This is a genomic window from Pseudomonas deceptionensis (assembly GCF_900106095.1).
Lineage (GTDB): Bacteria > Pseudomonadota > Gammaproteobacteria > Pseudomonadales > Pseudomonadaceae > Aquipseudomonas > Aquipseudomonas deceptionensis.
On the sequence record NZ_FNUD01000002.1, the window covers coordinates 4443224 to 4466271 of the forward strand.

General features: G+C 59.4%; 19 protein-coding genes. 12 read left to right on the forward strand and 7 right to left on the reverse strand.

Annotation, left to right across the window (positions count from 1 at the left end; translation table 11 throughout):
• Window positions 1-34: 34 nt before the first annotated feature.
• Window positions 35-685, reverse strand: a complete 651-nt coding sequence (locus BLW11_RS20540) for a GNAT family N-acetyltransferase (protein WP_048360177.1) — start codon at window positions 683-685, stop codon at window positions 35-37.
• Window positions 686-868: 183 nt separating this feature from the next.
• Between BLW11_RS20540 and xthA the strand changes: the two genes are divergently transcribed.
• On the forward strand, window positions 869-1681 hold the full coding sequence (xthA, locus tag BLW11_RS20545; RefSeq protein ID WP_048359587.1) for an exodeoxyribonuclease III: 813 nt from the start codon (window positions 869-871) through the stop codon (window positions 1679-1681).
• A gap of 133 nt (window positions 1682-1814) precedes the next feature.
• A complete protein-coding gene (locus tag BLW11_RS20550; RefSeq protein WP_048359588.1) occupies window positions 1815-3122 on the forward strand; it encodes a substrate-binding domain-containing protein in 1308 nt (435 codons plus the stop codon).
• 1 nt (window position 3123) lies between these two features.
• On the opposite strand, the gene BLW11_RS20555 is transcribed toward BLW11_RS20550, so the two are convergent.
• Window positions 3124-4332 (reverse strand): acyl-CoA dehydrogenase, encoded by a 1209-nt coding sequence (locus BLW11_RS20555; protein WP_048359589.1) that lies wholly within the window; start codon window positions 4330-4332, stop codon window positions 3124-3126.
• Between the two features lie 154 nt (window positions 4333-4486).
• Between BLW11_RS20555 and BLW11_RS20560 the strand changes: the two genes are divergently transcribed.
• The 3 genes from BLW11_RS20560 to BLW11_RS20570 are packed head-to-tail and all read left to right on the forward strand — an operon-like array spanning window position 4487 to window position 6824.
• Entirely contained in the window at window positions 4487-5452 is a 966-nt protein-coding gene (locus tag BLW11_RS20560) for a LysR family transcriptional regulator (protein ID WP_048359590.1), read from the forward strand.
• Window positions 5453-5478: 26 nt separating this feature from the next.
• Complete coding sequence (locus BLW11_RS20565) at window positions 5479-5871, forward strand: MerR family transcriptional regulator (protein ID WP_048359591.1); 393 nt, start codon at window positions 5479-5481, stop codon at window positions 5869-5871.
• Window positions 5872-5927: 56 nt separating this feature from the next.
• Entirely contained in the window at window positions 5928-6824 is an 897-nt protein-coding gene (locus tag BLW11_RS20570) for a hydroxymethylglutaryl-CoA lyase (RefSeq protein ID WP_048359592.1), read from the forward strand.
• A gap of 692 nt (window positions 6825-7516) precedes the next feature.
• On the opposite strand, the gene BLW11_RS20580 is transcribed toward BLW11_RS20570, so the two are convergent.
• Entirely contained in the window at window positions 7517-9223 is a 1707-nt protein-coding gene (locus tag BLW11_RS20580) for an AMP-binding protein (protein WP_048359593.1), read from the reverse strand.
• Window positions 9224-9428: 205 nt separating this feature from the next.
• On the opposite strand from BLW11_RS20580, the gene BLW11_RS20585 reads away from it, so the two are divergent.
• Genes BLW11_RS20585 through BLW11_RS20600 form a run of 4 tightly spaced genes read left to right on the forward strand, consistent with a single transcriptional unit; the run spans window position 9429 to window position 15002 of the window.
• Window positions 9429-10592 (forward strand): isovaleryl-CoA dehydrogenase, encoded by a 1164-nt coding sequence (locus BLW11_RS20585; RefSeq protein WP_048359594.1) that lies wholly within the window; start codon window positions 9429-9431, stop codon window positions 10590-10592.
• Window positions 10593-10603: 11 nt separating this feature from the next.
• The gene (locus BLW11_RS20590; protein ID WP_048359595.1) at window positions 10604-12211 is read left to right on the forward strand and encodes a carboxyl transferase domain-containing protein; all 1608 of its coding nucleotides are present in this window, start codon (window positions 10604-10606) and stop codon (window positions 12209-12211) included.
• A gap of 35 nt (window positions 12212-12246) precedes the next feature.
• Window positions 12247-13065: a gamma-carboxygeranoyl-CoA hydratase gene (locus BLW11_RS20595; protein ID WP_048359596.1), complete on the forward strand. Its 819-nt coding sequence runs from the start codon at window positions 12247-12249 to the stop codon at window positions 13063-13065.
• Window positions 13062-15002 carry an acetyl/propionyl/methylcrotonyl-CoA carboxylase subunit alpha gene (locus BLW11_RS20600; RefSeq protein ID WP_048359597.1) on the forward strand — a complete coding sequence of 647 codons (1941 nt, stop codon included), beginning with the start codon at window positions 13062-13064 and terminating at the stop codon, window positions 15000-15002. The genes BLW11_RS20595 and BLW11_RS20600 overlap by 4 nt, the downstream gene beginning before the upstream one ends.
• A 58-nt stretch (window positions 15003-15060) precedes the next feature.
• Here the strand turns inward: BLW11_RS20600 and BLW11_RS20605 are convergent, their stop codons facing one another.
• A complete protein-coding gene (locus BLW11_RS20605) occupies window positions 15061-15720 on the reverse strand; it encodes a LexA family protein (RefSeq protein ID WP_048359598.1) in 660 nt (219 codons plus the stop codon).
• Between the two features lie 129 nt (window positions 15721-15849).
• Between BLW11_RS20605 and BLW11_RS20610 the strand changes: the two genes are divergently transcribed.
• Window positions 15850-16197 carry a DUF6124 family protein gene (locus BLW11_RS20610; protein WP_048359599.1) on the forward strand — a complete coding sequence of 116 codons (348 nt, stop codon included), beginning with the start codon at window positions 15850-15852 and terminating at the stop codon, window positions 16195-16197.
• Between the two features lie 48 nt (window positions 16198-16245).
• Here the strand turns inward: BLW11_RS20610 and BLW11_RS20615 are convergent, their stop codons facing one another.
• The gene (locus tag BLW11_RS20615; RefSeq protein WP_048359600.1) at window positions 16246-17298 is read right to left on the reverse strand and encodes a Glu/Leu/Phe/Val dehydrogenase dimerization domain-containing protein; all 1053 of its coding nucleotides are present in this window, start codon (window positions 17296-17298) and stop codon (window positions 16246-16248) included.
• A gap of 182 nt (window positions 17299-17480) precedes the next feature.
• Here BLW11_RS20615 and BLW11_RS20620 point away from each other — a divergent pair, with 182 nt between their 5' ends.
• Both BLW11_RS20620 and BLW11_RS20625 read left to right on the forward strand, forming a co-directional pair.
• Window positions 17481-17948: an Lrp/AsnC family transcriptional regulator gene (locus BLW11_RS20620; protein WP_016782348.1), complete on the forward strand. Its 468-nt coding sequence runs from the start codon at window positions 17481-17483 to the stop codon at window positions 17946-17948.
• A gap of 536 nt (window positions 17949-18484) precedes the next feature.
• Entirely contained in the window at window positions 18485-19636 is a 1152-nt protein-coding gene (locus BLW11_RS20625; RefSeq protein ID WP_048359601.1) for a M14 family metallopeptidase, read from the forward strand.
• Here the strand turns inward: BLW11_RS20625 and BLW11_RS20630 are convergent.
• Together BLW11_RS20630 and BLW11_RS20635 are read right to left on the reverse strand one after the other, a co-directional pair.
• Entirely contained in the window at window positions 19633-20595 is a 963-nt protein-coding gene (locus BLW11_RS20630; protein ID WP_048359602.1) for a Csu type fimbrial protein, read from the reverse strand. The genes BLW11_RS20625 and BLW11_RS20630 overlap by 4 nt on opposite strands.
• Window positions 20592-22913, reverse strand: coding sequence for a fimbria/pilus outer membrane usher protein (locus BLW11_RS20635; protein ID WP_048360178.1), 2322 nt, complete (start codon window positions 22911-22913; stop codon window positions 20592-20594). Before BLW11_RS20635 ends, BLW11_RS20630 begins: the two co-directional genes overlap by 4 nt.
• Window positions 22914-23048 lie beyond the last annotated feature (135 nt).

The following is a 23048-nucleotide window of genomic DNA, read 5'->3' on the forward strand; positions in this document are numbered from 1 at the left end:
CATAGAGCGCGCCAATGGGCAAAAAAATCAGTCTTCAGGCCGTAGCGGCATCCACCGCCTGCGGATTGGCATGGAAGAACACATGCTCTACGACTGGCCCGACGGCGACCTCACCGATTTCCACATAGCCCTGGCGTTTGTAAAATTCCAGGTAACGCGGGTTACCGGTGTCGAGTACCACGCCTTCGGAATGCGCGTCCTCGGCGCACCAGTTATGCACCGCTTCAAGCAACTGCTCACCATAGTGCAACCCCTGGAACTCGGGATGAATCCCCAGCAGCGGCAGCATATGCACCGCATCACCAGGCACACACGCCAATACCGCCTGGTGATAGTCCAGGTAGCGCCGCGTACAGCTCAGACCGGTGCTCAGCAGCATGCGCAATTGCCATGCCCAGCTTTCGGTAATCCCCAGGCGCCGTTGTGGCGGCGCGATCAGGGCAATGCCCAATAGCCGGTCATTGACCAGCAACCCCAACGCGGGCAAGTCCTGCAAAAAGTGCTGTTTGACCAGTTCCCGCACAGTGGCCCGAACCCGTTGCTCGTAGCCGCTGCGGTCGGCGTCAAACAAAAAGCGATACGTCGGCTCATGGCGATAAGCGTGATACAGCAACGAACGTGCTTCTCTTGAATAGCCACTGTCGAGCAACTGGATCTGACTGGTGGCGTTCGACGTTTGCGTCATGCGGTCAACCTCCCGGGCGCGGCCTGGATAGCGGCGCTTGTAGTGGGTACGAACCCCCGAGTGCCACAACAGTTCAATCGTGGCCAAGTGCATCCTACGTTAGCAGTGCATTTGTCCCACTGCACGCTGGCCGCTGGCGCGTCAGTCCGCTAGCATCACAGTTTTGCTCAGGACTGCCCGCCCATGAAAATTGTTTCATTCAACATCAACGGCCTGCGCGCACGGCCGCATCAGCTGGCAGCGCTGATCGAAAAACACCAGCCTGACGTGATTGGCTTGCAGGAAACCAAGGTCCATGACGACCAGTTCCCCCTCGCCGACATTGAAGCACTGGGCTATCACGTGCACTTTCATGGCCAAAAAGGCCATTACGGTGTTGCCCTGCTCTCGCGCCAGGCACCGCTGGAGCTGCACAAGGGTTTTGCCACCGACGAAGAAGACGCCCAGCGGCGTTTTATCTGGGGCACATTCGCTGACGAAAATGGCCAGCCCGTGACCATCATGAATGGTTACTTCCCACAGGGCGAAAGCCGCGACCACCCTACCAAGTTCCCGGCCAAGCAGCGCTTCTACAGCGACCTGCAGCAGCTGCTGGAAGGCCAGTTCAGCAACGAACAACCGCTGGTGGTGATGGGCGACATCAATATCTCCCCGCAGGACTGCGACATCGGCATTGGCCCGGACAACGCCAAGCGCTGGCTGAAAACCGGCAAGTGCAGCTTCTTGCCCGAAGAGCGTGAGTGGCTGGAGCGCCTTAAGGGCTGGGGGCTGGTTGACAGCTTCCGCTACCTGCACCCGGACGTGGCCGATCGTTTCAGCTGGTTCGACTACCGCAGCCGTGGTTTTGAAGACGAGCCCAAGCGCGGCCTGCGCATTGACGTGATCCTCGCCTCTCAGGGGCTGGTGCCACGCATCAAGGCGGCAGGCGTCGACTACGACCTGCGCGGCATGGAAAAACCTTCAGACCATGCACCGATCTGGCTGGAGTTGAGCTGACACCTGTAGCCGCTGACAAGGAACAAGGCTGCGATGGGCTGCGAAGCGGCCCCTTGGATGAGTGTGTCATCGGCTTGAAACCTTTCTGACTTAAATTGCAGACATTTCTATGGCCCCAGGAAGGTGCCCGCTGATGCTGCGCTTTATGTCGTTGACCCTGTTCTGCACCATGGCCAGTCTGGCCATGGCTGCCGACTTGCGGATACAGGGTTCGAACACCATCGGTGCCAACCTCGGCCCGGCACTGGTGACGGCCATGCTGGCCGAGCAAGGCCTGCACGATATCCACAGCGTCCCGGTCATCCCTCCCAACGAGCACAGCATTGTCGGCACCAACGCCCAGGGCCAGCAGATCCGTGTGGATGTCGCAGCCCACGGCTCGGGCACCGGTTTCACGGCACTTGCCGCCGGGCAAGCCGATCTGGTGGCCTCATCGCGGCCGATCAAGGACCGCGAACTGGTCGACCTCGAACGCCTCGGCGACCTGAAAAGCCCTGACGCCGAGCAGGTCATCGCCATCGACGGCCTGGCGATCATTCTTCACCCGCACAACCCGCTGAACCAGCTCAACACTGAACAACTGGCACAGATTTTCAGCGGCCAGATCAGCCGATGGGAACAACTGGGCGGTATCGGCGGCACGATCCATTTGTATGCCCGCGATGACCAGTCCGGCACCTGGGACACCTTCAGGGAACTGGTCCTGAACCGCAGCGGGCACCCCTTGAGCAGCACCGCGCAACGCTTCGAATCCAGCGAGCAGCTGTCGGATGCCGTCAGCAACGACCCGCAAGCCATCGGCTTTATTGGCCTGCCTTATATCCGCGAGGCCAAAGCCGTGGCTATTGTCGACGGCGCATCGCAGCCGATGTTGCCACTTACCAGCCTGATCGCCAGCGAGGACTACCCCTTGTCGCGGCGGCTGTTCTTTTACCTGCCGCCCGCTACGAATAATCCCTGGGCCAGGGCGCTGGTGACCTTCACCCAAAGCCCTCAGGGCCAGGCCATCGTCGCGCAAAACGGCTTTGTCGCCCAAAGCGTACAGGCCGGCAGCGTGCTGCCCGGATCGCACATGCCCGCGCAGTACCAGACGCTGACCCGCCAGGCCCAGCGCCTGTCGGTCAACTTTCGCTTTGAAGAAGGCAGCGCGTCGCTGGACAACAAGGCGCGTCAGGATTTGCTGCGGGTAGTCGACTATTTGAAGGCCAACGGCAAACTGATTAATCAGGTCACGCTGGTAGGGTTTGGCGATGCCAAGGATGACCCGGAGCGTGCGCAACTGCTGTCAAAGTTGCGCGCCATGGCGGTGCGTCGCGAGCTGGTTAAAAGTGGCGTGGTGCTGCGCGAAATACGCGGCTATGGCGCCCAGATGCCAGTGGCAGCCAACACCGAAGATGAAGGCCGCCTGAAGAATCGTCGGGTTGAGGTGTGGGTGTATTGAGTCAAGCCCGGGTGTACTTGCCCAGCTCGAATTTGCCCACGGCCTCCCGATGCACTTCGTCGGGGCCATCGGCCAGGCGCAGGGTGCGTTGCATCGCATACATGTAAGCCAGCGGAAAATCACCCGAGACCCCTGCCCCACCATGGATCTGGATCGCCCGGTCAATCACCTTCAGCGCTACGTTCGGGGCGATGACTTTGATTTGTGCGATTTCGCTTTTCGCCACTTTATTGCCCACCGTGTCCATCATGTACGCTGCTTTGAGGGTCAACAGCCGAGCCATGTCGATCTCCATGCGTGAGTCGGCAATCTTGTCGATATTGCCGCCCAGCCGGGCCAGCGGTTTACCGAAGGCAGTACGTTCAAGGGCGCGCTTGCACATCAGCTCCAACGCCCGCTCGGCCATGCCGATTGAACGCATGCAGTGGTGAATGCGACCCGGCCCGAGGCGGCCCTGGGCAATTTCAAAACCGCGTCCTTCACCGAGCAAGACACTTTCGTACGGTACCCGCACGTTTTCGAACAGCACTTCGGCGTGCCCGTGGGGCGCATCGTCGTAGCCAAACACCGGTAACGGACGCACGATTTTTACCCCCGGTGTGTCGACGGGCACCAGGATCATTGAGTGCTGTTGATGGCGCGGGCCTTCGGGGTTGCTCAGGCCCATAAAGATCAGGATCTTGCAGCGCGGATCGCAGGCGCCGGAGGTCCACCACTTGCGACCATTGATCACCCATTCGTTGCCGTCACGCACCGCTCGGGCGTCCATGTTGGTCGCGTCCGAGGAGGCCACGTCCGGTTCGGTCATGGCAAAGGCCGAGCGGATTTCGCCGCGCAACAGCGGCTCAAGCCACTGCTGTTTTTGCGCCTCGCTGGCGTAGCGCACCAGCACTTCCATATTGCCAGTATCAGGGGCCGAGCAATTGAACGGCTCCGACCCCAGCATTGAACGCCCCATGATTTCAGCCAGGGGGGCGTACTCCAGGTTGGTCAACCCGGCACCCAGTGCGGACTCCGGCAAAAACAGGTTCCACAGGCCTTCAGCCCTGGCCTTGCGCTTGAGTTCTTCCATGATCGCGGTCGGCTGCCAACGGTCACCTTCAGCCACCTGCTGCTCGAATATCGCCTCCGCCGGGTACACATGGGCGTCCATAAACGCGGTCACACGCTCACGCAGTGCCTGAACTTTCGGGGAATAAGCGAAATCCATGGATGGCTACCTTCTACCGGGAATGTCGAAAAGTGATACACGATGCTAGAGCAGCCACCCTTCATTTGCGCCGTCTATTAACGGCGTGTATTACCATTCATAAGCAATATATGATTCACCCGTGCCCCTCCCCTAACAACAAGAGACACGCGCCATGAACCTGAACAAGGTCGATCTCAATCTGTTTATTGTCTTCGACGCCATCTACACCGAAGCCAACCTGACCCGCGCCGGGCAGATTATCGGCATCACCCAGCCGGCGGTGTCCAATGCGCTGGCGCGATTGCGCGAAAGCTTCAACGACCCGCTGTTTGTCCGTACCGCCCAGGGCATGGTGCCTACCCCCATGGCGCAGAACATCATCAGCCCGGTGCGCAGTGCCCTGGCGCTGTTGCGCGTGTCAGTGCAGGAAAGCCGCACCTTCAACCCGTTGCAAGCCAACAAGACCTACCGCATCAGCATGACGGACCTGAGCGAAGCGGTGATCTTGCCGCCGCTGTTCCAGCGCTTGCGGCGTCAGGCCCCATCGGTGGTGGTGGAAAGTTTTCTATCCCATCGGCGTGAGACCACCAGCGATCTGGCGGCCGGGCGTCTGGATTTTGCTGTGGATGCGCCGCTCAATACCGACCCGCAAGTGCGCCACGTCAAGCTGATGGAGGACCGCTATGTGTGCGCCATGCGTCAGGGTCACCCCTTGGCCGGCAAAGCCGCTCTGCAACTCGATGACTACCTGGCATTGACCCATATTCATATCTCGACCCGGCGCAATGGCCTGGGTGAAGTGGACCTGGCGCTGGGCAAAATGGGCCTGCAACGCAAGATCACCCTGCGCTCGCAGCATTACCTGATGGCCTCCAATGTATTACAGCAAACCGACATGGTGATGACCGTGCCCGAGCGCTTCGCCCGGCGCCATGCCCTGCACTTTGTGCCGTTGCCGCTCAATGAGTTGCCCAACGTGGAAACCCATTTGTACTGGCACGAAAGTACCGAGCAAGACCCGGCCAATCGCTGGATGCGCGAACAACTGATTGAGCTGTGCCAACAGCAAGTGTCACAGGAAAAGAAACACGGGAGCGCCAGCTTGCTTGACGTAAACGTCAACCAACCATTAGTTTAAGAACACGATTCCTCCAGAGCCCGCCCATGAGCAGCCAGACGTACAGTATTTCCGACCTTGCCCGCGAGCTCGACATCACCACCCGCGCCATTCGTTTTTATGAAGAGCAAGGCTTGCTCGCCCCCGAGCGACGCGGCCAGGAGCGAGTGTATTCAGCACGGGACAAGGTCAGCCTGAAATTGATCCTGCGTGGCAAGCGCATTGGTTTTTCCCTGGCCGAATGCCGCGAACTGATCGAGCTTTACGACCCCAGCAGCGGTAATCAAAAGCAACTCAACAGCATGCTGGTCAAGATCGCCGAGCGCCGCGAGCAGTTGGAGCAGCAGCTACTGGATATCCAGCAAATGCAGCTGGAACTGGACACTGCCGAAGAGCGCTGTATCCAGGCGCTGGAACAAACCATTAAAAGCCAGGCTTGATACCCGTGGGGGCTGCGGCTCCCACAAAGGCACCCCTCACAAATACGGTGAACTCCATGAATCTTCCCACCCATGTGCGGCTGATCGAAGTCGGCCCGCGCGACGGCCTGCAAAATGAAGCCACGCCCATCAGCGTTGCCGACAAGGTGCAACTGGTTGACGCCCTGACCGACGCCGGGCTCGGCTATATAGAAGTCGGCAGTTTTGTGTCACCCAAGTGGGTACCGCAAATGGCCGGCTCGGCCGAGGTTTTCGCGCAAATACGGCGCAAGCCGGGTGTGGTCTACGGTGCGCTGGCACCCAACCTGCGCGGGTTTGAAGATGCCGTGGCGGCCGGGGTAAAAGAAGTCGCAGTGTTTGCCGCCGCGTCCGAGGCCTTCTCGCAACGCAATATCAATTGCTCGATCAGCGAGAGCCTGGCGCGGTTTGTCCCCATCATCGAGGCCGCCAAACTGCATGGCATCACCGTGCGCGGTTATGTGTCCTGCGTGCTCGGCTGCCCGTATGAAGGCAACGTCAGCGCGCACCAGGTCGCTGCCGTGGCGAAAGAGCTGTACGCCATGGGTTGTTACGAGGTTTCGCTGGGCGACACCATCGGCACCGGCACGCCGACCGCTACCCGGGCAATGTTTGAAGCCGTCACCGCAGACGTCCCCCGGGAAAAACTCGCCGGGCACTTCCACGACACCTACGGCCAGGCACTGGTGAACATCTACGCCAGCCTGCAAGAAGGCATCGCGGTGTTCGACAGCTCGATTGCCGGGCTTGGCGGCTGCCCCTATGCCAAGGGCGCCAGCGGTAACGTGGCCACTGAAGACGTGCTGTACATGCTCAACGGCATGGGCATCGAAACCGGGATCGACATGGACAAGTTGCTACTGGCCGGCGAACACATCTGCAGTGTTCTGGGCCGTGTTACCGGGTCGCGAGTCGCCAGGGCACGTCAGGGCTAAAAAGTGTGCCGTGGTGTTACCGCAACGAAACCAAACGAGTAACACGGAAACAAACCGGCCGCTCCAACGGCCGGTTTTTTATTGCCTAAAAACACAAGCTATTGATTTATAAGGTTTTTTAAAAGTTGGCACGGCTCCTGCTATCTCTATTGCATAACAAGAATAAAAACCGCAGCAACATAATAAAAACAATACGAAACGACTCTGACATAACAAAAACAACACGACAGAGACGCAGCTAACAGATTTTTTTGGAGAAGGTTTACTTTTCCGAGGCGCCTAAAAGCCACCTCGCAACCGGGCAGAGAATAATAAAACTACCTTCAGGTAGCACATGCACAGGTTGGATCACAGGTTTGATAGCCCGTGATGAAAGTGGATCAGCGCTCAAAAAAATACGTTTGCTCTTGACCCCGTATGGGGGTCGCACAAAACGCAGCAAAGGGTGAGTTCCAAAAACAACAATAGACAGCCCTTCAATAATAAAAAAAGAGCATGCACGACACATTAAAGGGGAGCTTAGGCTCCCCTTTGTGCTGTCTGGGATTTGCTGATTGCGCCGTACGGTAGCAGCTCACTGTGGGAGCGAGCCTGCTCGCGAAGGCCGCAAGAACAACGCGCTTATCCAGTTAACACGCGCCATCATTAACGCCCTTCGTGAGCGGGCTCATTCTCACAGAGACAACCTTCGCTTAAGTGGACGGCATGGCTTTCGGCTCGCGCGCCTCCAGCTCCTGAATACTGATCTCGCGCATTTTGAATTTCTGGATCTTGCCAGTCACTGTCATCGGGAATGCGTCCACAAACTTGAAGTAGCGCGGCGTTTTAAAGTGCGCAATGCGCGACTTGCACCAGGTTTGCAACTCCAGCTCGTTGGCGGCATGGCCGGGGTGGAACTTGATCCACGCCACGATTTCCTCACCGTACTTGGCGTCAGGCACGCCCACAATCTGCACGTCTGCCACCGCCGGGTGGGTGAAAAAGAACTCTTCCAGCTCCCGCGGGTAAATATTCTCGCCACCTCGAATGATCATGTCCTTGTTGCGCCCTACGATGCGCACATACCCCTGCTCATCCATCTGCGCCAGGTCGCCGGTATGCATCCAACCTTCGCCATCAATGGCATCAGCGGTGGCCTGCGAATTGTTCCAGTACCCGAGCATCACGCTGTAGCCCCGGGTGCACAGCTCGCCAATCTCACCTCGCGCAACGACATTGCCCTCGGCATCAATCAGCTTGTTCTCCAGTTGCGGCTGGGTGCGACCCACCGTGGTAACACGCAATTCCAGGTCGTCCGCAGGACCGGTCTGGATCGACACAGGGCTGGTTTCGGTCATGCCATAAGCAATTTGCACTTCACCCATGTGCATCTCACTGATCACGCGCCGCATCACCTCGATCGGGCACGTCGCCCCGGCCATGATCCCGGTACGCAAACTCGACAGATCAAACTCGGCGCGCCGGGGGTGATCGAGCATGGCAATAAACATGGTCGGCACGCCATACAGCCCTGTGGCCCGCTCTTGCGCAACGGCTTGCAGGGTCAGGCCCGGGTCGAATGCCTCACCGGGATAAATCATCGTGGTGCCGTGCGTCACACAGCCCAGGTTGCCCATCACCATGCCAAAACAGTGATAGAGCGGCACCGGAATCACCAGTCGGTCGCTGGCCGTCAGCCCCAGGCTTTCACCGACCATATAGCCATTGTTGAGAATATTGTGATGGCTCAGGGTCGCGCCTTTGGGGAAGCCGGTGGTGCCCGAGGTGTATTGAATATTCACCGCTTGATCGAACTGCACGCAGGCTTCGCGGACCTGGAGCTGCTCATCGGTCACCTCGCCGCCCAACGTGGCAAGTTGCGCCCAGGGCAGGAAGCCCGCAGGCGGCTCAGGGTCGAGGCTGATAACGCCACGCAATTCGGCAAAGCGCGCGCAATCCAGGGCCCCCGCCGGCTGCCCGGCCAGTTCCGGCACCAGCTCCTGAAGCATGGCGTGGTAGTTGGAGGTCTTGAAGGACCCCGCGCTGACCAGCCACTGGCACCCCGATTGTTTGAGCACGTATTCCAGCTCCGAGAGCCGGTATGCAGGGTTGATATTGACCAGGACCACGCCGATTTTGGCACTGGCAAACTGGCTGATAAACCACTGGGCACAGTTCGGCGCCCACACCCCGAGCCGGTCACCAACCTGCAAGCCCAAAGCCATCAACGCCCTGGCATGCAGATCCACCGCCCGGGCCAATTGCGCCCAGGTGTAGCGTTGTTGCTGATGGCACACCACCAACGCTTCCCCGTCAGGGTAACGCGCGGCTGTCCGATCGAAAGCCTGACCGATGGTCATCGCCAGCAGCGCTTTGTCTTGCGCGCCCTGGCTGTAACTGGGGACAGATTGCGGCTTCATGACAACTCCTTTTGTGATTTTTTTGGGAGCATAAGTACGGCGCCAGTCCGGCGCCGTCTCAATTGAAGAATAGCAAGCACTCTGGCTGAAGTTGACGTTAACGTAAAGGTCGTTGACAGTCGTGACCGCCAAGTTTACGTTAACGTAAAGGTTATCAATGGCGACGCAGTACACGCCCCCATAAGAACAACGATCAAGGTGCCCCATGAGCTACCCGACTTTGAACTTCGCCCTGGGCGAAACCATCGACATGCTGCGCGATCAGGTCCAGGCCTTCGTTGCCGCCGAACTGGCGCCGCGGGCGGCGCAGATCGACAAGGACAACCTGTTCCCGGCCGACATGTGGCGCAAGTTCGGTGACATGGGCTTGCTCGGCATCACCGTCCCTGAAGAATACGGCGGCACCGGCCTGAGCTACCTGGCCCACGTGGTGGCGATGGAAGAAATCAGCCGCGGTTCAGCGTCCGTCGCCCTCTCCTACGGCGCGCACTCCAACCTCTGCGTCAACCAGATCAACCGCAACGGCACCCATGAACAAAAACTCAAGTACCTGCCCAAGCTGATCAGCGGCGAACACGTGGGCGCACTGGCCATGAGCGAGCCAAATGCCGGTTCCGACGTGGTCTCCATGAAACTGCGTGCCGACAAGCGCGGCGATCACTACGTACTCAACGGCAGCAAAACCTGGATCACCAACGGCCCCGACGCCAGCACCTACGTGATCTACGCCAAAACCGACATTGAGAAGAACGCCCACGGCATCAGTGCGTTTATCGTGGAGCGCGACTGGAAAGGCTTCAGCCGCAGCAAGCATTTCGACAAGCTCGGCATGCGTGGCTCGAACACCAGCGAACTGTTTTTCGACGACGTTGAAGTCCCTGAAGAGAACCTGCTGGGCACCCTCAACGCCGGGGTCAAAGTGCTGATGAGCGGCCTTGATTACGAACGCGTGGTGCTGTCCGGCGGCCCGACCGGGATCATGCAGGCGTGCATGGACCTGGTGGTGCCTTACATCCACGACCGCAAGCAGTTCGGCCAGAGCATCGGCGAATTCCAGCTGATCCAGGGCAAGGTCGCGGACATGTACACCCAGCTCAATGCCAGCCGTGCCTACCTGTATGCCGTGGCCGCCGCGTGCGAGCGTGGCGAAACCACCCGCAAGGATGCCGCCGGAGTGATTTTGTACAGCGCTGAACGCGCCACCCAAATGGCCCTCGACGCGATCCAGATTCTGGGGGGCAACGGCTACATCAACGAATTCCCTGCCGGACGCCTGCTGCGTGACGCCAAGCTGTATGAAATCGGCGCTGGCACCAGCGAAATCCGACGCATGCTGATTGGTCGTGAACTCTTCAACGAAACTCGCTAAGGAGCCTGCGCATGTCCATCTTGCATACGACGATCAACCCGCGCTCGGCTGAGTTCGCCACCAACCGCGACGCCATGCTCAAACAGGTTGAAGCCTTGCGCGCCCTGCTCGATCAGGTGCAACAGGGCGGCGGGGCCAAGGCCCAGGAGCGCCACACCTCACGTGGCAAGTTGCTGCCCCGCGAACGCATTGACCGCCTGCTGGACAGCGGCTCCCCCTTCCTGGAGCTGAGTCAGCTGGCGGCCTACGACGTATACGGCGAAGACGTTCCTGCTGCAGGAATAATCGCCGGTATTGGCCGGGTCGAAGGCGTGGAGTGCATGATTGTGGCCAACGACGCCACGGTCAAAGGCGGCTCGTACTACCCGCTAACCGTCAAAAAACACCTGCGGGCGCAAACCATCGCCGAGCAAAACCGCTTGCCGTGCATCTACCTGGTGGACTCGGGCGGGGCCAATCTGCCGCGCCAGGATGAGGTGTTCCCGGACCGCGAGCACTTTGGGCGGATTTTCTTCAACCAGGCCAACATGAGCGCGGCGGGCATCCCGCAAATTGCCGTGGTCATGGGCTCATGCACAGCAGGCGGTGCCTATGTGCCGGCCATGGCCGACGAAGCCATTATGGTGCGTCAGCAAGCGACCATCTTTCTGGCCGGCCCGCCGCTGGTAAAAGCGGCCACGGGCGAAGTGGTGAGTGCTGAGGACCTGGGCGGTGCCGATGTGCATTGCAAGATTTCGGGAGTGGCCGACCACTACGCCGACAGCGACGAGCACGCACTGGCACTGGCCCGACGCAGCGTCGCCAACCTCAACTGGCGCAAGTTGGGCCAACTGCAACAACGCACCCCGCTGGCACCGCTGTATGGCCGTGACGAGCTGTACGGCATCGTCCCTGCCGATGCCAAGCAACCCTTCGATGTGCGCGAAGTGATTGCACGGCTGGTGGATGGCTCGGTATTCGATGAATTCAAAGCTCTGTTCGGTACCACGCTGGTGTGCGGCTTCGCCTATTTGCACGGCTATCCGGTAGCGATCCTGGCCAACAACGGGATCCTGTTTGCCGAGGCCGCACAAAAAGGCGCGCATTTCATTGAGTTGGCGTGCCAGCGCGGCATCCCATTGGTGTTCCTGCAAAACATCACCGGTTTTATGGTCGGGCAAAAATACGAAGCCGGTGGCATCGCCAAGCACGGGGCCAAACTGGTAACCGCCGTGGCGTGCGCAAAAGTTCCGAAATTTACCGTGATCATCGGCGGCAGTTTTGGCGCCGGCAACTACGGTATGTGCGGCCGTGCATACGACCCGCGTTTTCTGTGGATGTGGCCCAACGCACGGATCGGCGTGATGGGCGCCGAACAGGCCGCTGGCGTGCTGGTGCAGGTCAAGCGTGAGCAGGCCGAACGCAATGGCGTTGCGTTCTCGGCCCAGGAAGAGGCCGACATCAAACAGCCGATCCTTGACCAGTACGAACACCAGGGCCACCCCTACTACTCCAGTGCCCGCCTGTGGGATGACGGCGTGATCGACCCTGCACAAACCCGCGACGTGCTGGCGCTGGGCCTGTCGGCGGCACTCAATGCCCCGATCGACGCCACGCGCTTTGGCGTGTTCCGGATGTAAGCCCGCTCCCCCAGCCACTTTAAGGACTGACGGACATGATTGATTTCAACACCCTCGAACTGCACACCGACCCCCGGGGCTTTGCCACCCTGTGGTTGAGTCGCGAGCAAAAGAACAATGCCTTCAATGCCGAGATGATCCGCGAGCTGATCCTTGCTCTGGACTTGGTGCAAGCCGACGCCAGCCTGCGCTTTCTGGTCCTGCGCGGGCGCGGCAAACATTTCAGCGCCGGTGCCGATCTGGCCTGGATGCAGCAATCGGCCGAGCTGGACTACAACACCAATCTCGACGACGCCCGCCACCTGGCCGAATTGATGTACAACCTGGCCAAGCTGAAAATGCCGACCCTGGCCGTAGTGCAAGGCGCAGCCTATGGTGGCGCGCTGGGCCTGATTAGCGCCTGCGATATGGCCATCGGCGCAGACGATGCCCAGTTCTGTTTGTCTGAAGTGCGCATTGGCCTGGCGCCAGCCGTGATCAGCCCCTTCGTGGTGCAGGCCATCGGTGAGCGCGCGGCGCGGCGCTACGCCCTGACCGCGGAACGTTTCAGCGGCGAGCGTGCCCGCGAACTGGGGTTGCTGTCCGAGTGCTACCCCCTCGGCGAACTTGAACAACATATCGCCCACTGGGTCGACAACCTGCTGCTCAACAGCCCGCAAGCCATGCGCTCGTGCAAGGACCTGCTGCGCGAAGTCAGCCATGGCGCGCCAACCCCGGCCATTCGCCGCTACTGCGAAAACGCCATTGCGCGGATTCGGGTCAGCCCTGAAGGCCAGGAAGGTTTGCGTGCCTTTCTGCAAAAACGTGCTCCCAGCTGGCAACCCGATCCATCGACTCAGGACCCGCGCTCATGACCGCCCCTCTTCTTACTTGCGTGTTGGTCGCCAACCGTGGCGAAATCGCCTGCCGGGTGATGCGCACAGCCAAAGCACTGGGCCTCTCGACCGTCGCGGTCCACAGCGCTACCGATCGTGATGCGCGCCATTGCCGCGAAGCCGATATCTGCGTGGACCTGGGGGGCAGCAAGGCTGCCGACAGCTACCTGCGAATCGACAAAATCATCAGCGCGGCCAAGGCCAGCGGTGCTCAGGCCATCCATCCCGGCTACGGCTTCCTGTCGGAGAACGCTGACTTTGCTCGCGCCATTGAAGCCGCCGGGCTGATCTTCCTCGGGCCGCCCGCCAGTGCCATCGATGCCATGGGCAGCAAGTCGGCAGCCAAAGCCTTGATGGAAGTTGCAGGCGTCCCCCTGGTCCCTGGCTATCACGGCGAAGCCCAGGACCTGGAAACCTTCCGCCTCGCCGCAGACCGCATCGGCTACCCGGTGTTGCTCAAAGCCACGGCAGGTGGCGGCGGCAAGGGCATGAAAGTGGTCGAAGACGTCAGCCAACTGGCCGAGGCGCTGGCCTCGGCCCAGCGTGAGGCCCTGTCATCCTTTGGCGATGCGCGGATGCTGGTCGAGAAGTACGTGCTCAAACCGCGCCATGTGGAAATCCAGATCTTTGCCGATCAACACGGCAACTGCCTCTACCTCAATGAACGCGACTGCTCGATTCAGCGCCGTCACCAGAAAGTGGTAGAAGAAGCACCAGCACCGGGCCTCAGTGCCGAGCAGCGCCAGGCCATGGGCGAAGCTGCCGTAAAGGCCGCGCAGACTATCGGCTATGTGGGTGCCGGTACCGTGGAATTTTTACTGGATGCGCGGGGCGAGTTCTTCTTTATGGAGATGAACACGCGCTTGCAGGTTGAGCACCCGGTCACCGAAGCCATAACCGGGCTGGACCTGGTGGCCTGGCAAATCCGCGTGGCACGGGGTGAAGCCTTGCCCATCACCCAGGCGCAAGTGCCGTTACGTGGCCACGCCATCGAAGTGCGTTTGTACGCTGAAGACCCGAGCCATGATTTTCTGCCCCAAACCGGGCGCCTCGAGGTGTATCGCGAATCCGCCGCAGGCCCTGGCAGACGGGTGGACAGCGGCGTCAGCGAGGGCGATGAGGTTTCACCTTTCTACGACCCGATGCTGGGCAAGCTGATTGCCTGGGGGGAAGACCGCGAACAGGCGCGCTTGCGGCTGCTGGCGATGCTCGACGAGTTCGCCATTGGCGGGTTGAAAACCAACCTGAGCTTTTTGCGCCGAATCATCGGACACCCGGCCTTCGCCGCTGCCGAACTCGATACCGGATTTATCCCGCGCTACCAAGAAGAACTGCTACCTGCTGCTCAGCCTCTGCCCACAGCTTTTTGGTCTGCTGCGGCGCAGGCCTTCCATCAAAGCCAGCCACCACAGGTACGCGGCGATGACACGGCCTCGCCCTGGTCAGCCAACAACGGCTTTCGCAGTGGCTTGCCGGCTCGCACCTTGCTGGCCCTGAACTGTAATGGCGAACAACAGGTCATCCACCTCAGTGGCAACACGGCCACTTTGCGCGATGAACACTTAGTCATCGAGCAGGACGGCGTACGGCGTCAGCATTTGGCCATTCGCCGGGCTGACACCCTGTACCTGCGCTGGGATGCCGAGCTGCACGGCGTGCGCCTGCACGACCAGATTGCTGCCGTCGGCGCCAGCCACGTTGCCCAAGGCGGCCTCACAGCCCCAATGAACGGCAGCATCGTGCGGGTACTGGTCGAAGTGGGCCAGACCGTTGAGGCTGGCGCGCAACTGGTGGTCCTCGAAGCCATGAAAATGGAACACAGCCTGCGGGCGCCCCACGGTGGCGTGATCAAAGCCTTGTTCTGCCTGGAAGGCGAGATGGTCAGCGAGGGCTCCGCCCTGGTCGAACTGGAATGAAAAAAGGCGGATACCGTGATCGGTATCCGCCTTTTTTTGCAACCGTTGACCGCTGTAGCTAGAACTTGGCCGTGGCTTGCACCACCACCCCGATAATCTGGCAGCGCTCATCCAGCAAGGTCTTTGGATAGGTCGGATTGAGTGGCTTGAGGTAGCGTTGACCGCTTTCTTCGATCAACTGCCGGAAGGTCGTGGTCTCGGACTCCGGCGTCAAGGCAATGACCATCTTGCCCGGTACGGCCTCGATATCCGGATCAACCAGAATCATCATCCCCTGGCCGATGCTCAGCCCCACCTGGGACGTCATGGCATCACCCGTCACTTGCAGCCAGAACGCCGCTCCTTTGGCGTAGTGATCGCTGACTTCGAAGATCGTACCGGGCGGCGCATAACCGACCTGAGCTTTCTCGTGAACCTGCCCTGCAGTCACCCAGTCCCTGACCGGATAACGGAAAGCCGAAGTGATGTCATAGGTGTATTCGTCCGGGCCGGACGTATCGCCTGTGCCTCTGCGCTCCCGAACGACCAGGGCGACTTCAAGGTGCTCAAGCCCAAGGGCATGCAGCACGTTGTTCATCGTTTGCAAGTCGGGCTGACGGCGTTTATTGAGCCAATGACCGACTCCGCCCTGGGAAGCCCCGACGCGTTCGGCGAGTTTTTCTTGCGTGAGTTTTAGCTCGCGCAATTTCGTTCTGACTAAAGCGATCCATTTATCCATCTGCCGAACAATACGGATTGAGAACGCCGCAACAATACACATATTGTATTATTTAAATCAAACCATAAAATACTTTTTGTACTATTACTGTACTGCTGTTTCGATTCATCCCTCAAACGCAGGTAAACCATGGCCCCAATACTAAAAATCCCGCTAGAGGACGAGCCCGAAACCGAGCTTGTTTCCTTGAAGGACTGCGCCGCAACCCAACGTGCGCTGGACTATTATTTGAAACCATCTGTTTCTCAGCACGTTTCTGAAAAGAAAGTGTTTCAGGTCTGCGATGGCCTGAGCCAGGAAGAAGCGCTGGTGCACGCGTCAGAATATTTGCAATGCGCAATTGCCAGCACCCTGGGTGCTGCCGAGTATCAGCAGAGTGCTCAGCGTGACTTTTTGATGGGCATCCTGTTTTTCATGGAATCTTCCAAGCAGTTGGTCGACAAGGCAATTGATGCACAGCAGCTCCCTGCCAGCTGATGCAAAAAAGGCGCTGGTTGCCCGACAAGAACACCAACGCCTTTTCCATCAAGCGTTCAGACGTTCCTGCGCGAGGCTGTCGGCAATGCTCGTGGTATTGCGATCCTGGGCTTTGGCCCTTAGAAATATCTGACGCAAGGTCTCACCAATGCCTTCGACATGCTGACGGACCTGTTCGGGTGTACCGCCGTTGTACTCGTAGGACACATCAATAATGCCGCCGGCATTGATCGCGTAATCCGGTGCATGCAGGCAGCCACGACGCCATAGCTCATCGGCATGGCTGGCTTTGGCAAGCTGATTATTGGCCGCACCGGCAATCACCGGTGCCCGCAGCAGCTGCAAGGTTTCATCGTTGATGATGGCGCCCATCGCACACGGCGAGAACACGTCAACCTCCAGCCCGTAGATGTCTTGCGCACTCACCGTGTGGGCGCCCAGCTCGTCGACTGCACGGCGCACGTTCGCCTCCTGAATGTCGTGGACCCACAGTTCAGCCCCCGCCTCCTTGAGCTGCCGGGCCAGGTCGAAACCCACTTGCCCAAGGCCCTGAATGGCCACACGCAAGCCCGTGAGGTCGCTGCGACCCAGTCGCTGCAAGACGGCTTCGCGCAGGCCGATAAACACGCCCAGGGCCGTTGCAGGAGAAGGATCGCCACTGCGCGTGCCGCCACCCAACTGCTCACGCGTGCCCGCACCGACCACATGACGGGTGCGCTGACCCATCAGGGCCATTTCGGCAACACCGGTGCCAGAATCCGCCGCCGTGATGTAACGCCCGCCCATGCTCTCCACAAATTCGCCCATGGCCTGGAACAACGCTTCGCTCTTGTCCTTGCGAGGGTCACCAATGATCACCGCCTTGCCCCCGCCCAACGGCAACCCGGCCAGCGCCGACTTGTAGGTCATGCCACGGGACAGGCGCAGTACATCGTTCAAGGCTTGCTGTTCGTCGGCATACGGCCACATGCGGCAGCCGCCCAGAGCCGGGCCCAGGCGCGTGTTGTGCACCGCGATGATGGCCTTGAGGCCCGTGGCTTTGTCGTGGCAGAACTGGACTTGTTCGTGGTGATCGAATTCTGGGTGAGCAAAAATCGGCATTTCGTTCTCTCTCTTGTTTTAGCCCTGGAAGCACACCAGACCGAAAAGTCAGTATCTGACCCAACGCCCGGTACGCAGCAAAAGAGTGAAGGTTTTGCTTGGGAATTTTCTTTCTAAATTGCAGGAAATGATCTGCTAACCTGCATGGATCATTCAAAAAAAATAAGAAATCAGACCTGTTCATGCAGATTAAATTAAGCGCTATCGACCGCAAGATTCTTCGCCTGTTGCAACACAATGCCGACCTGTCTGCCGCCGAGGTGGCGGAACATGTGGAGTTGTCGCAATCCCCCTGTTGGCGGCGCATCCATCGCCTGCAAGAGGAAGGCCTGATCGAACGCAAGGTCGCCCTGCTCAATCCCAAAAAGCTCGGGCTCAATGTGGTGGTCTTCGTCAATGTGCGGCTGTCGGGCCACGGGCGACGTCATTTGACGGAGTTTGAAGAGGCCATCACCGATTACCCCGAAGTGATCGAGTGCTACACGATGGCGGGCGATATGGATTACCTGCTGAAAGTGGTCACCCATGACATCGACAGTTATGAGCGTTTTTTACGCGATCACTTGTTGCAGAAGCCACACGTCCAGGAAGCCCACTCAAATATCGCCATGAGTGAGGTCAAACGCACCACTGAGCTGTTGTTGGACTAGTTCTGCAGGCCGCGGGATAGAGCACTGGGCCAGGAAAAGGAAAATAAATTTCCAAAAAGCGCGGGAAAACACTTGCTTTGCAAATGATAATGATTACTATTGCATGCAGCTGGTCGCGAGATCAGTCGATAATTCAAGGGACCTTAGGTCGGTCTTTTGAATTAGCTCCTCATCAGGCTAATCACGGTTATTTGACCCGGCTTATGGCCGGGTCTTTTTTTTGCGGCCAGTTATCTGGCTCTGCGTGCTTCAGGCTAATGAAGTCTGGTGTGCGGTCGGTTTTTTTCGGTGACCGCTACGATGCCGACGATGATAGCAAAAGAACATCGGCAAACGGAAGCCTGAAGTCCTGGACTATGGCCGTAATGGCAATTTAGCACTTGAGAATCACTCGCAAAAACCCTACAATTGCGCGGCGTCAAGGATGACGCCCCCCTTCGCTTTTTCCTTCATATTTTTGCTCAAAATTCCGTATTGGCCTATCGCCATAGCGATGTACAGTAACGCCCACAATTATCAGATTTCGGAATTTGACGATGACCGTGGCGCCCTCCTCACTTCACATCAGCAGCGACTTCGACAGCGGCAATATCCAGGTGCTGGACGCCAGTAACCCGCTGCAGGTTCAACTGGCAATCAAGCCGGACACCAAGAGCCCGCATTTTCAGTGGTTCCACTTCAAGGTTGATGGCCTGACGCCGGGGCATACCCACCATTTCCAGCTGAGCAACGCCAGCCAGTCTTCCTACAACAAAGCCTGGGATGGCTATCAGGCGGTAGCGTCTTACGATCAGGAAAACTGGTTCCGGGTACCGAGTGATTTCGACGGCTCCTCACTGAACATTCACCTTGATGCCGAACAGCCCCAGGCCTGGTTTGCCTACTTCGAGCCCTACAGCCGTGAGCGCCATGATCAGTTGATCAAGAACGCCCTGCAGTGGTCAGGTTGCGAGCTGCTGGCCACGGGCAAAAGTGCCGAAGGCCGCGACATTCAATTGTTGCGCAAAGGCAATGGCGCCAGCCACAAGCGCAAGATCTGGATCATCGCCCAGCAGCACCCCGGCGAACACATGGCCGAATGGTTTATGGAAGGGATCTTCGAGCGCCTCGAACAAGGCAGCGACCCGCAAATGCGCAAGCTGCTGGACTTCGCCGACCTGTACCTGATCCCCAACATGAACCCCGATGGCGCCTTTCACGGGCACTTGCGCACCAATGCCAACGGTCAGGATCTGAACCGGGCCTGGCAAAACACCAGCCCGCAGGTCAGCCCCGAAGTGTTCTTCGCCCTGGAGCAGATGAGCCAGTACGGCGTCGACCTGTTTCTGGACATTCACGGCGACGAAGAAATCCCCTACGTGTTCACCGCAGGCTGCGAAGGCAACCCGGGCTACACCCCGCGTCTGGCCACCCTTGAGGAGCGCTTTCGCACCCACCTCAGCGGCCTGACCAAGGACTTCCAGACCGAGCACGGCTATACCCGCGACGAACCCGGGCAAGCCAATATGACCCTGGCCTGCAACAGCGTCGGCCAGCGCTTTGACTGCCTGTCACTGACCCTTGAAATGCCGTTCAAGGACAACAACGATGCGCCAGCCCCCCTCACAGGCTGGGATGGCAAGCGCTCCAAACAACTGGCCAAGGATGTGCTGACCACCCTCTCGGCCATGGTCAGAGAACTGCGCTAAAAACCCACGTCCAGCACCACGCTGTCGGTATAGGTTCCGGCTGGCGGCGTGGTCTGGTCGGTATAGATTTTGGCGTTGTAGTTGAAAATCTGACTGCCACTGCTCGGTATGTGACCCAGGCCATTACCGGGGTTGACCTCAGCAGTCGAACTGGCCCGGCGGGCAGTGCCTACGCTTCCCCAGCGGGTGGTTCCGGCGCTTTTGAAAATATCGTAGGCCAGGTAGTTGCTACCCGAGATCATCTGACGCCGCCCCCCGGTACTGACCGGATGCAGGCCGTCACTGAAACCCACTGTATAGGCACTGCCTTTGGTACAGGCAACGCTGACGGTCTGACTGACCGGGGTAAATGCGCTGACCACTGGTGCGCTGCCCAGGCTGATATTGGCGGCGGTGATGGTGCAGTCGTTGGCCACAGTCACGCTCACCGTCAGATGGCTGATCTTGGCAACTCCCGAATCCGAGCCAAGGCAAACGTTCCCGATCCCCAACCCGGTACAGTAATACCAGTCCCATTGAACGTTCAGGGTTTCGGTATACACGCCTGCGGCCACGTTGTTGGTGACGGTGGTGAAGTACAAGGGGATGCTGCTGGGGGCCTGAGTACCCAGAAGCCCGTTGCTGGCAAAGTCAAACGCAGTGCCACGGGTGATGGGGTGAGTGCCATTGCTGCCTGCACTGATGTTGTAGGCAATCACATCCCCGGTAGGCCCGAGCATGCCGGTTTGGGCGGATGTGATCTTGGCCTTGAAGTACGCGGTACCCAACAGTGAAATCCCGCCTGGGGTGCAGGTCAGGCCCGAATTTGTTGAGGACGTGTTCTGGGCAGCGCTGTACACGAGGCTGGAGCTGATCGAGCCAAAACTGGCGGGGCTGGCTGTAGCCGCAGCCGTACAGCCAGCCTCGGCCTCAAATGCCGCCAGACAGCACACCAGCAACACCCCGGCTGACCACTTCACTGGCACACCACCGGATCGACCAGGGGCACCTGATCCGTCTCGGGCGGCAATCCAAACTTCGCTTTGCACTGCTGGCCATCGGGCATGATCACCTGCAGCGAGTTCTGTTCGGCCAGGTTTTCCAGGTACACCAACCCGTCCCAACCCACGACAGAACGCGCACCGTTCTGCTCATTCAACACCGCGCTGCCCAATGCAAGATCCTGCTGCCTGGCGTCGACCAGGTGCACGCTGGCAGCCGCCACCCGGCTTAATTGGAACTCCAGCAGATAACCGCTACCCCGGCGTACAGCCACTCGTTGCTCCACATTGGGGCTGAGGATATTGGCTGCCAGGTTCAGCGGGTCGATCTCGTATTTGCCGCGATAGTAAGCGCTGCTCCAGGGCACCAGCAGGTGACCGTTCTTGTCGGTATTGCCGATCCACTGGTTCTCGTAGCGCACGCCCACATCGGGAAAACCCGAGGTGCTGACGACCACAAAAGCATCGTCGATGCGGTTGGCGGCGAATGTTTGCCCGTCCATCCACACCAGTGAACCGCTGGCGTCTGCCCAGCGTGTCTGCTGCTGCGAGGTGCCATACACACCGGCCTGCAACTGTACCGATTGCAGGCGCCAGGTCAGGTCGGCCTGCCGGTAGTCCGGCGGATCGCCAGTGGCATAACCCAGGTTGAAACCAACACCGCCCTGGGTCGGCACACTGCGACTGTAATTGACCCGCTGCTGGGTGACCCCCGAGCTGCTGCGCTCGGTACCAAAGCTGAAGTTGCCGCGCACATCAAACGGCACCACGATCTGCGCCTGCATCGCCCAGTTGCTGTCCCCCAGTTCACGGTTGGCCGAGACATACAGGCTGCTGTTGAACCACAGCGGTTTGCTCCAGCTCAGGTTGAGCAAGCGGGTGCGTGTCGCATCGGCAGCCACCACGTCGAAATACCCGGCCCCCATGCTGCCGAAGCGGTCCAGATCCAGGGCCAGGGTCACTTGCTCGCTGCGCCGGCTGAGGCTGATGTAGTCGGTATCGATGACCGTCAGGTCGGCGTAGTCGTCAAACCGTTGCAAGCGTTGATAGGCAAGGCTCAGGCCTGGCGTGCTGTACTGGTAGCCCAGGCTCACCTGACGGCCGCCGCGGCCATCGAACTGGCTTTGGCTTACTGCGCTGTTGAGCACCCCGAAATTGCCCAGCTTGAGGTTGCCCCCTACCCCGCCCAACGTCAGTGAATCAGAGGCTTCAAGATGGCTTTCAAGGGTCAGGTTGTTGGTCAGGCCATAGCGCAGGCTGCCCGAAGATACGCCGGGGCCGTAGGCAAAATCGTCGATCCCGTAACCGCGCCGCACACTGCCCGCCGACACGGAAAAATCACTCAGACCTTGTTGCAACAGGCTGCTGGTCACATAAAACGGCACGCTGGTGGACACTTGCCGACCCAGCGCATCGGTGGTCACCACCACAGCTTCACCGGCGCCATTGATGTAAGGCACATTGGTCAGGGTATAGGGCCCCGGCTGCAGGTTTTCGCTGGAGGACTTGTAGCCGTTGATAAACAGATCCACTGAGGACGGAACTGCCGCCTCCCCGGAAAACTGCGGCAACGGGTAAGTGACAAGGTCAGGACGCACACCAAAGTCCCGTGATACCTGCACACCGCCCATGCGTATGGCGCTGGTCCAGGGCAAGGCCACGGTGATCAGGTCACCCGCCTCGTAGGTGAGCATGCGTTCATCGTCGGAGAAACGCCAGGTGGTGTCATAGCGCAGGTAGCCGTTGTTCATCTGGTTTTCGCCGGCGGCGACGATGCTGCGCCGGTATTGCCCGGTATTTGACAGCGTGCCCCAACTGTCGAAAAGCCGCACTTCATTCCAGGCGGCCAGGTAGGAGCCTGCGTCATCGGTGTCGTTGAGGTACAGGTCGTAGTTGAACAAGACCCCGAAGCTGCTCATGGCGTCGGTGCGCGGGTAAGCCGAGCGCCTGCCCAGCACTTGCTCGGGCAACCAGTCGGGCGGCACATCCAGCAACAAGCGCTGGGCCTGAATGTCGTACTCGCTGTGCAAGCCCGGCACGCTATCCAGGCCTACCTCCTCAGGTGGCGTGACGGGCAGGTGAATTCCGGCTTCCTGCAGCACGTTCGCTTGCAGATACAATTGGCCAGCACGTTGCTGAACGTGCACCAGTCGCCCCGTGTTCATTTGATTAATCACCAGTTCCAGGTACAGCTGGGCATCGGCAACGGCCTCCAGGCTGGCAGGCGGTGGCGGCAGCTCTCCAGCTTCGATCAACGGCCCCCAAAGCACACTGCACACGCCGAGGAAGGCCAACATTTGTGCCTTGCTCACTTCCATGCCCTGACCTTCTGTGACCGCTCCCTGGTACCGCTCCCCGGCGCCTTTGCCCTGCGTGCCAAACGGGCACATGCCAAGAGAACTAATCGAAGATCACTTGCGATGTGTGACTCC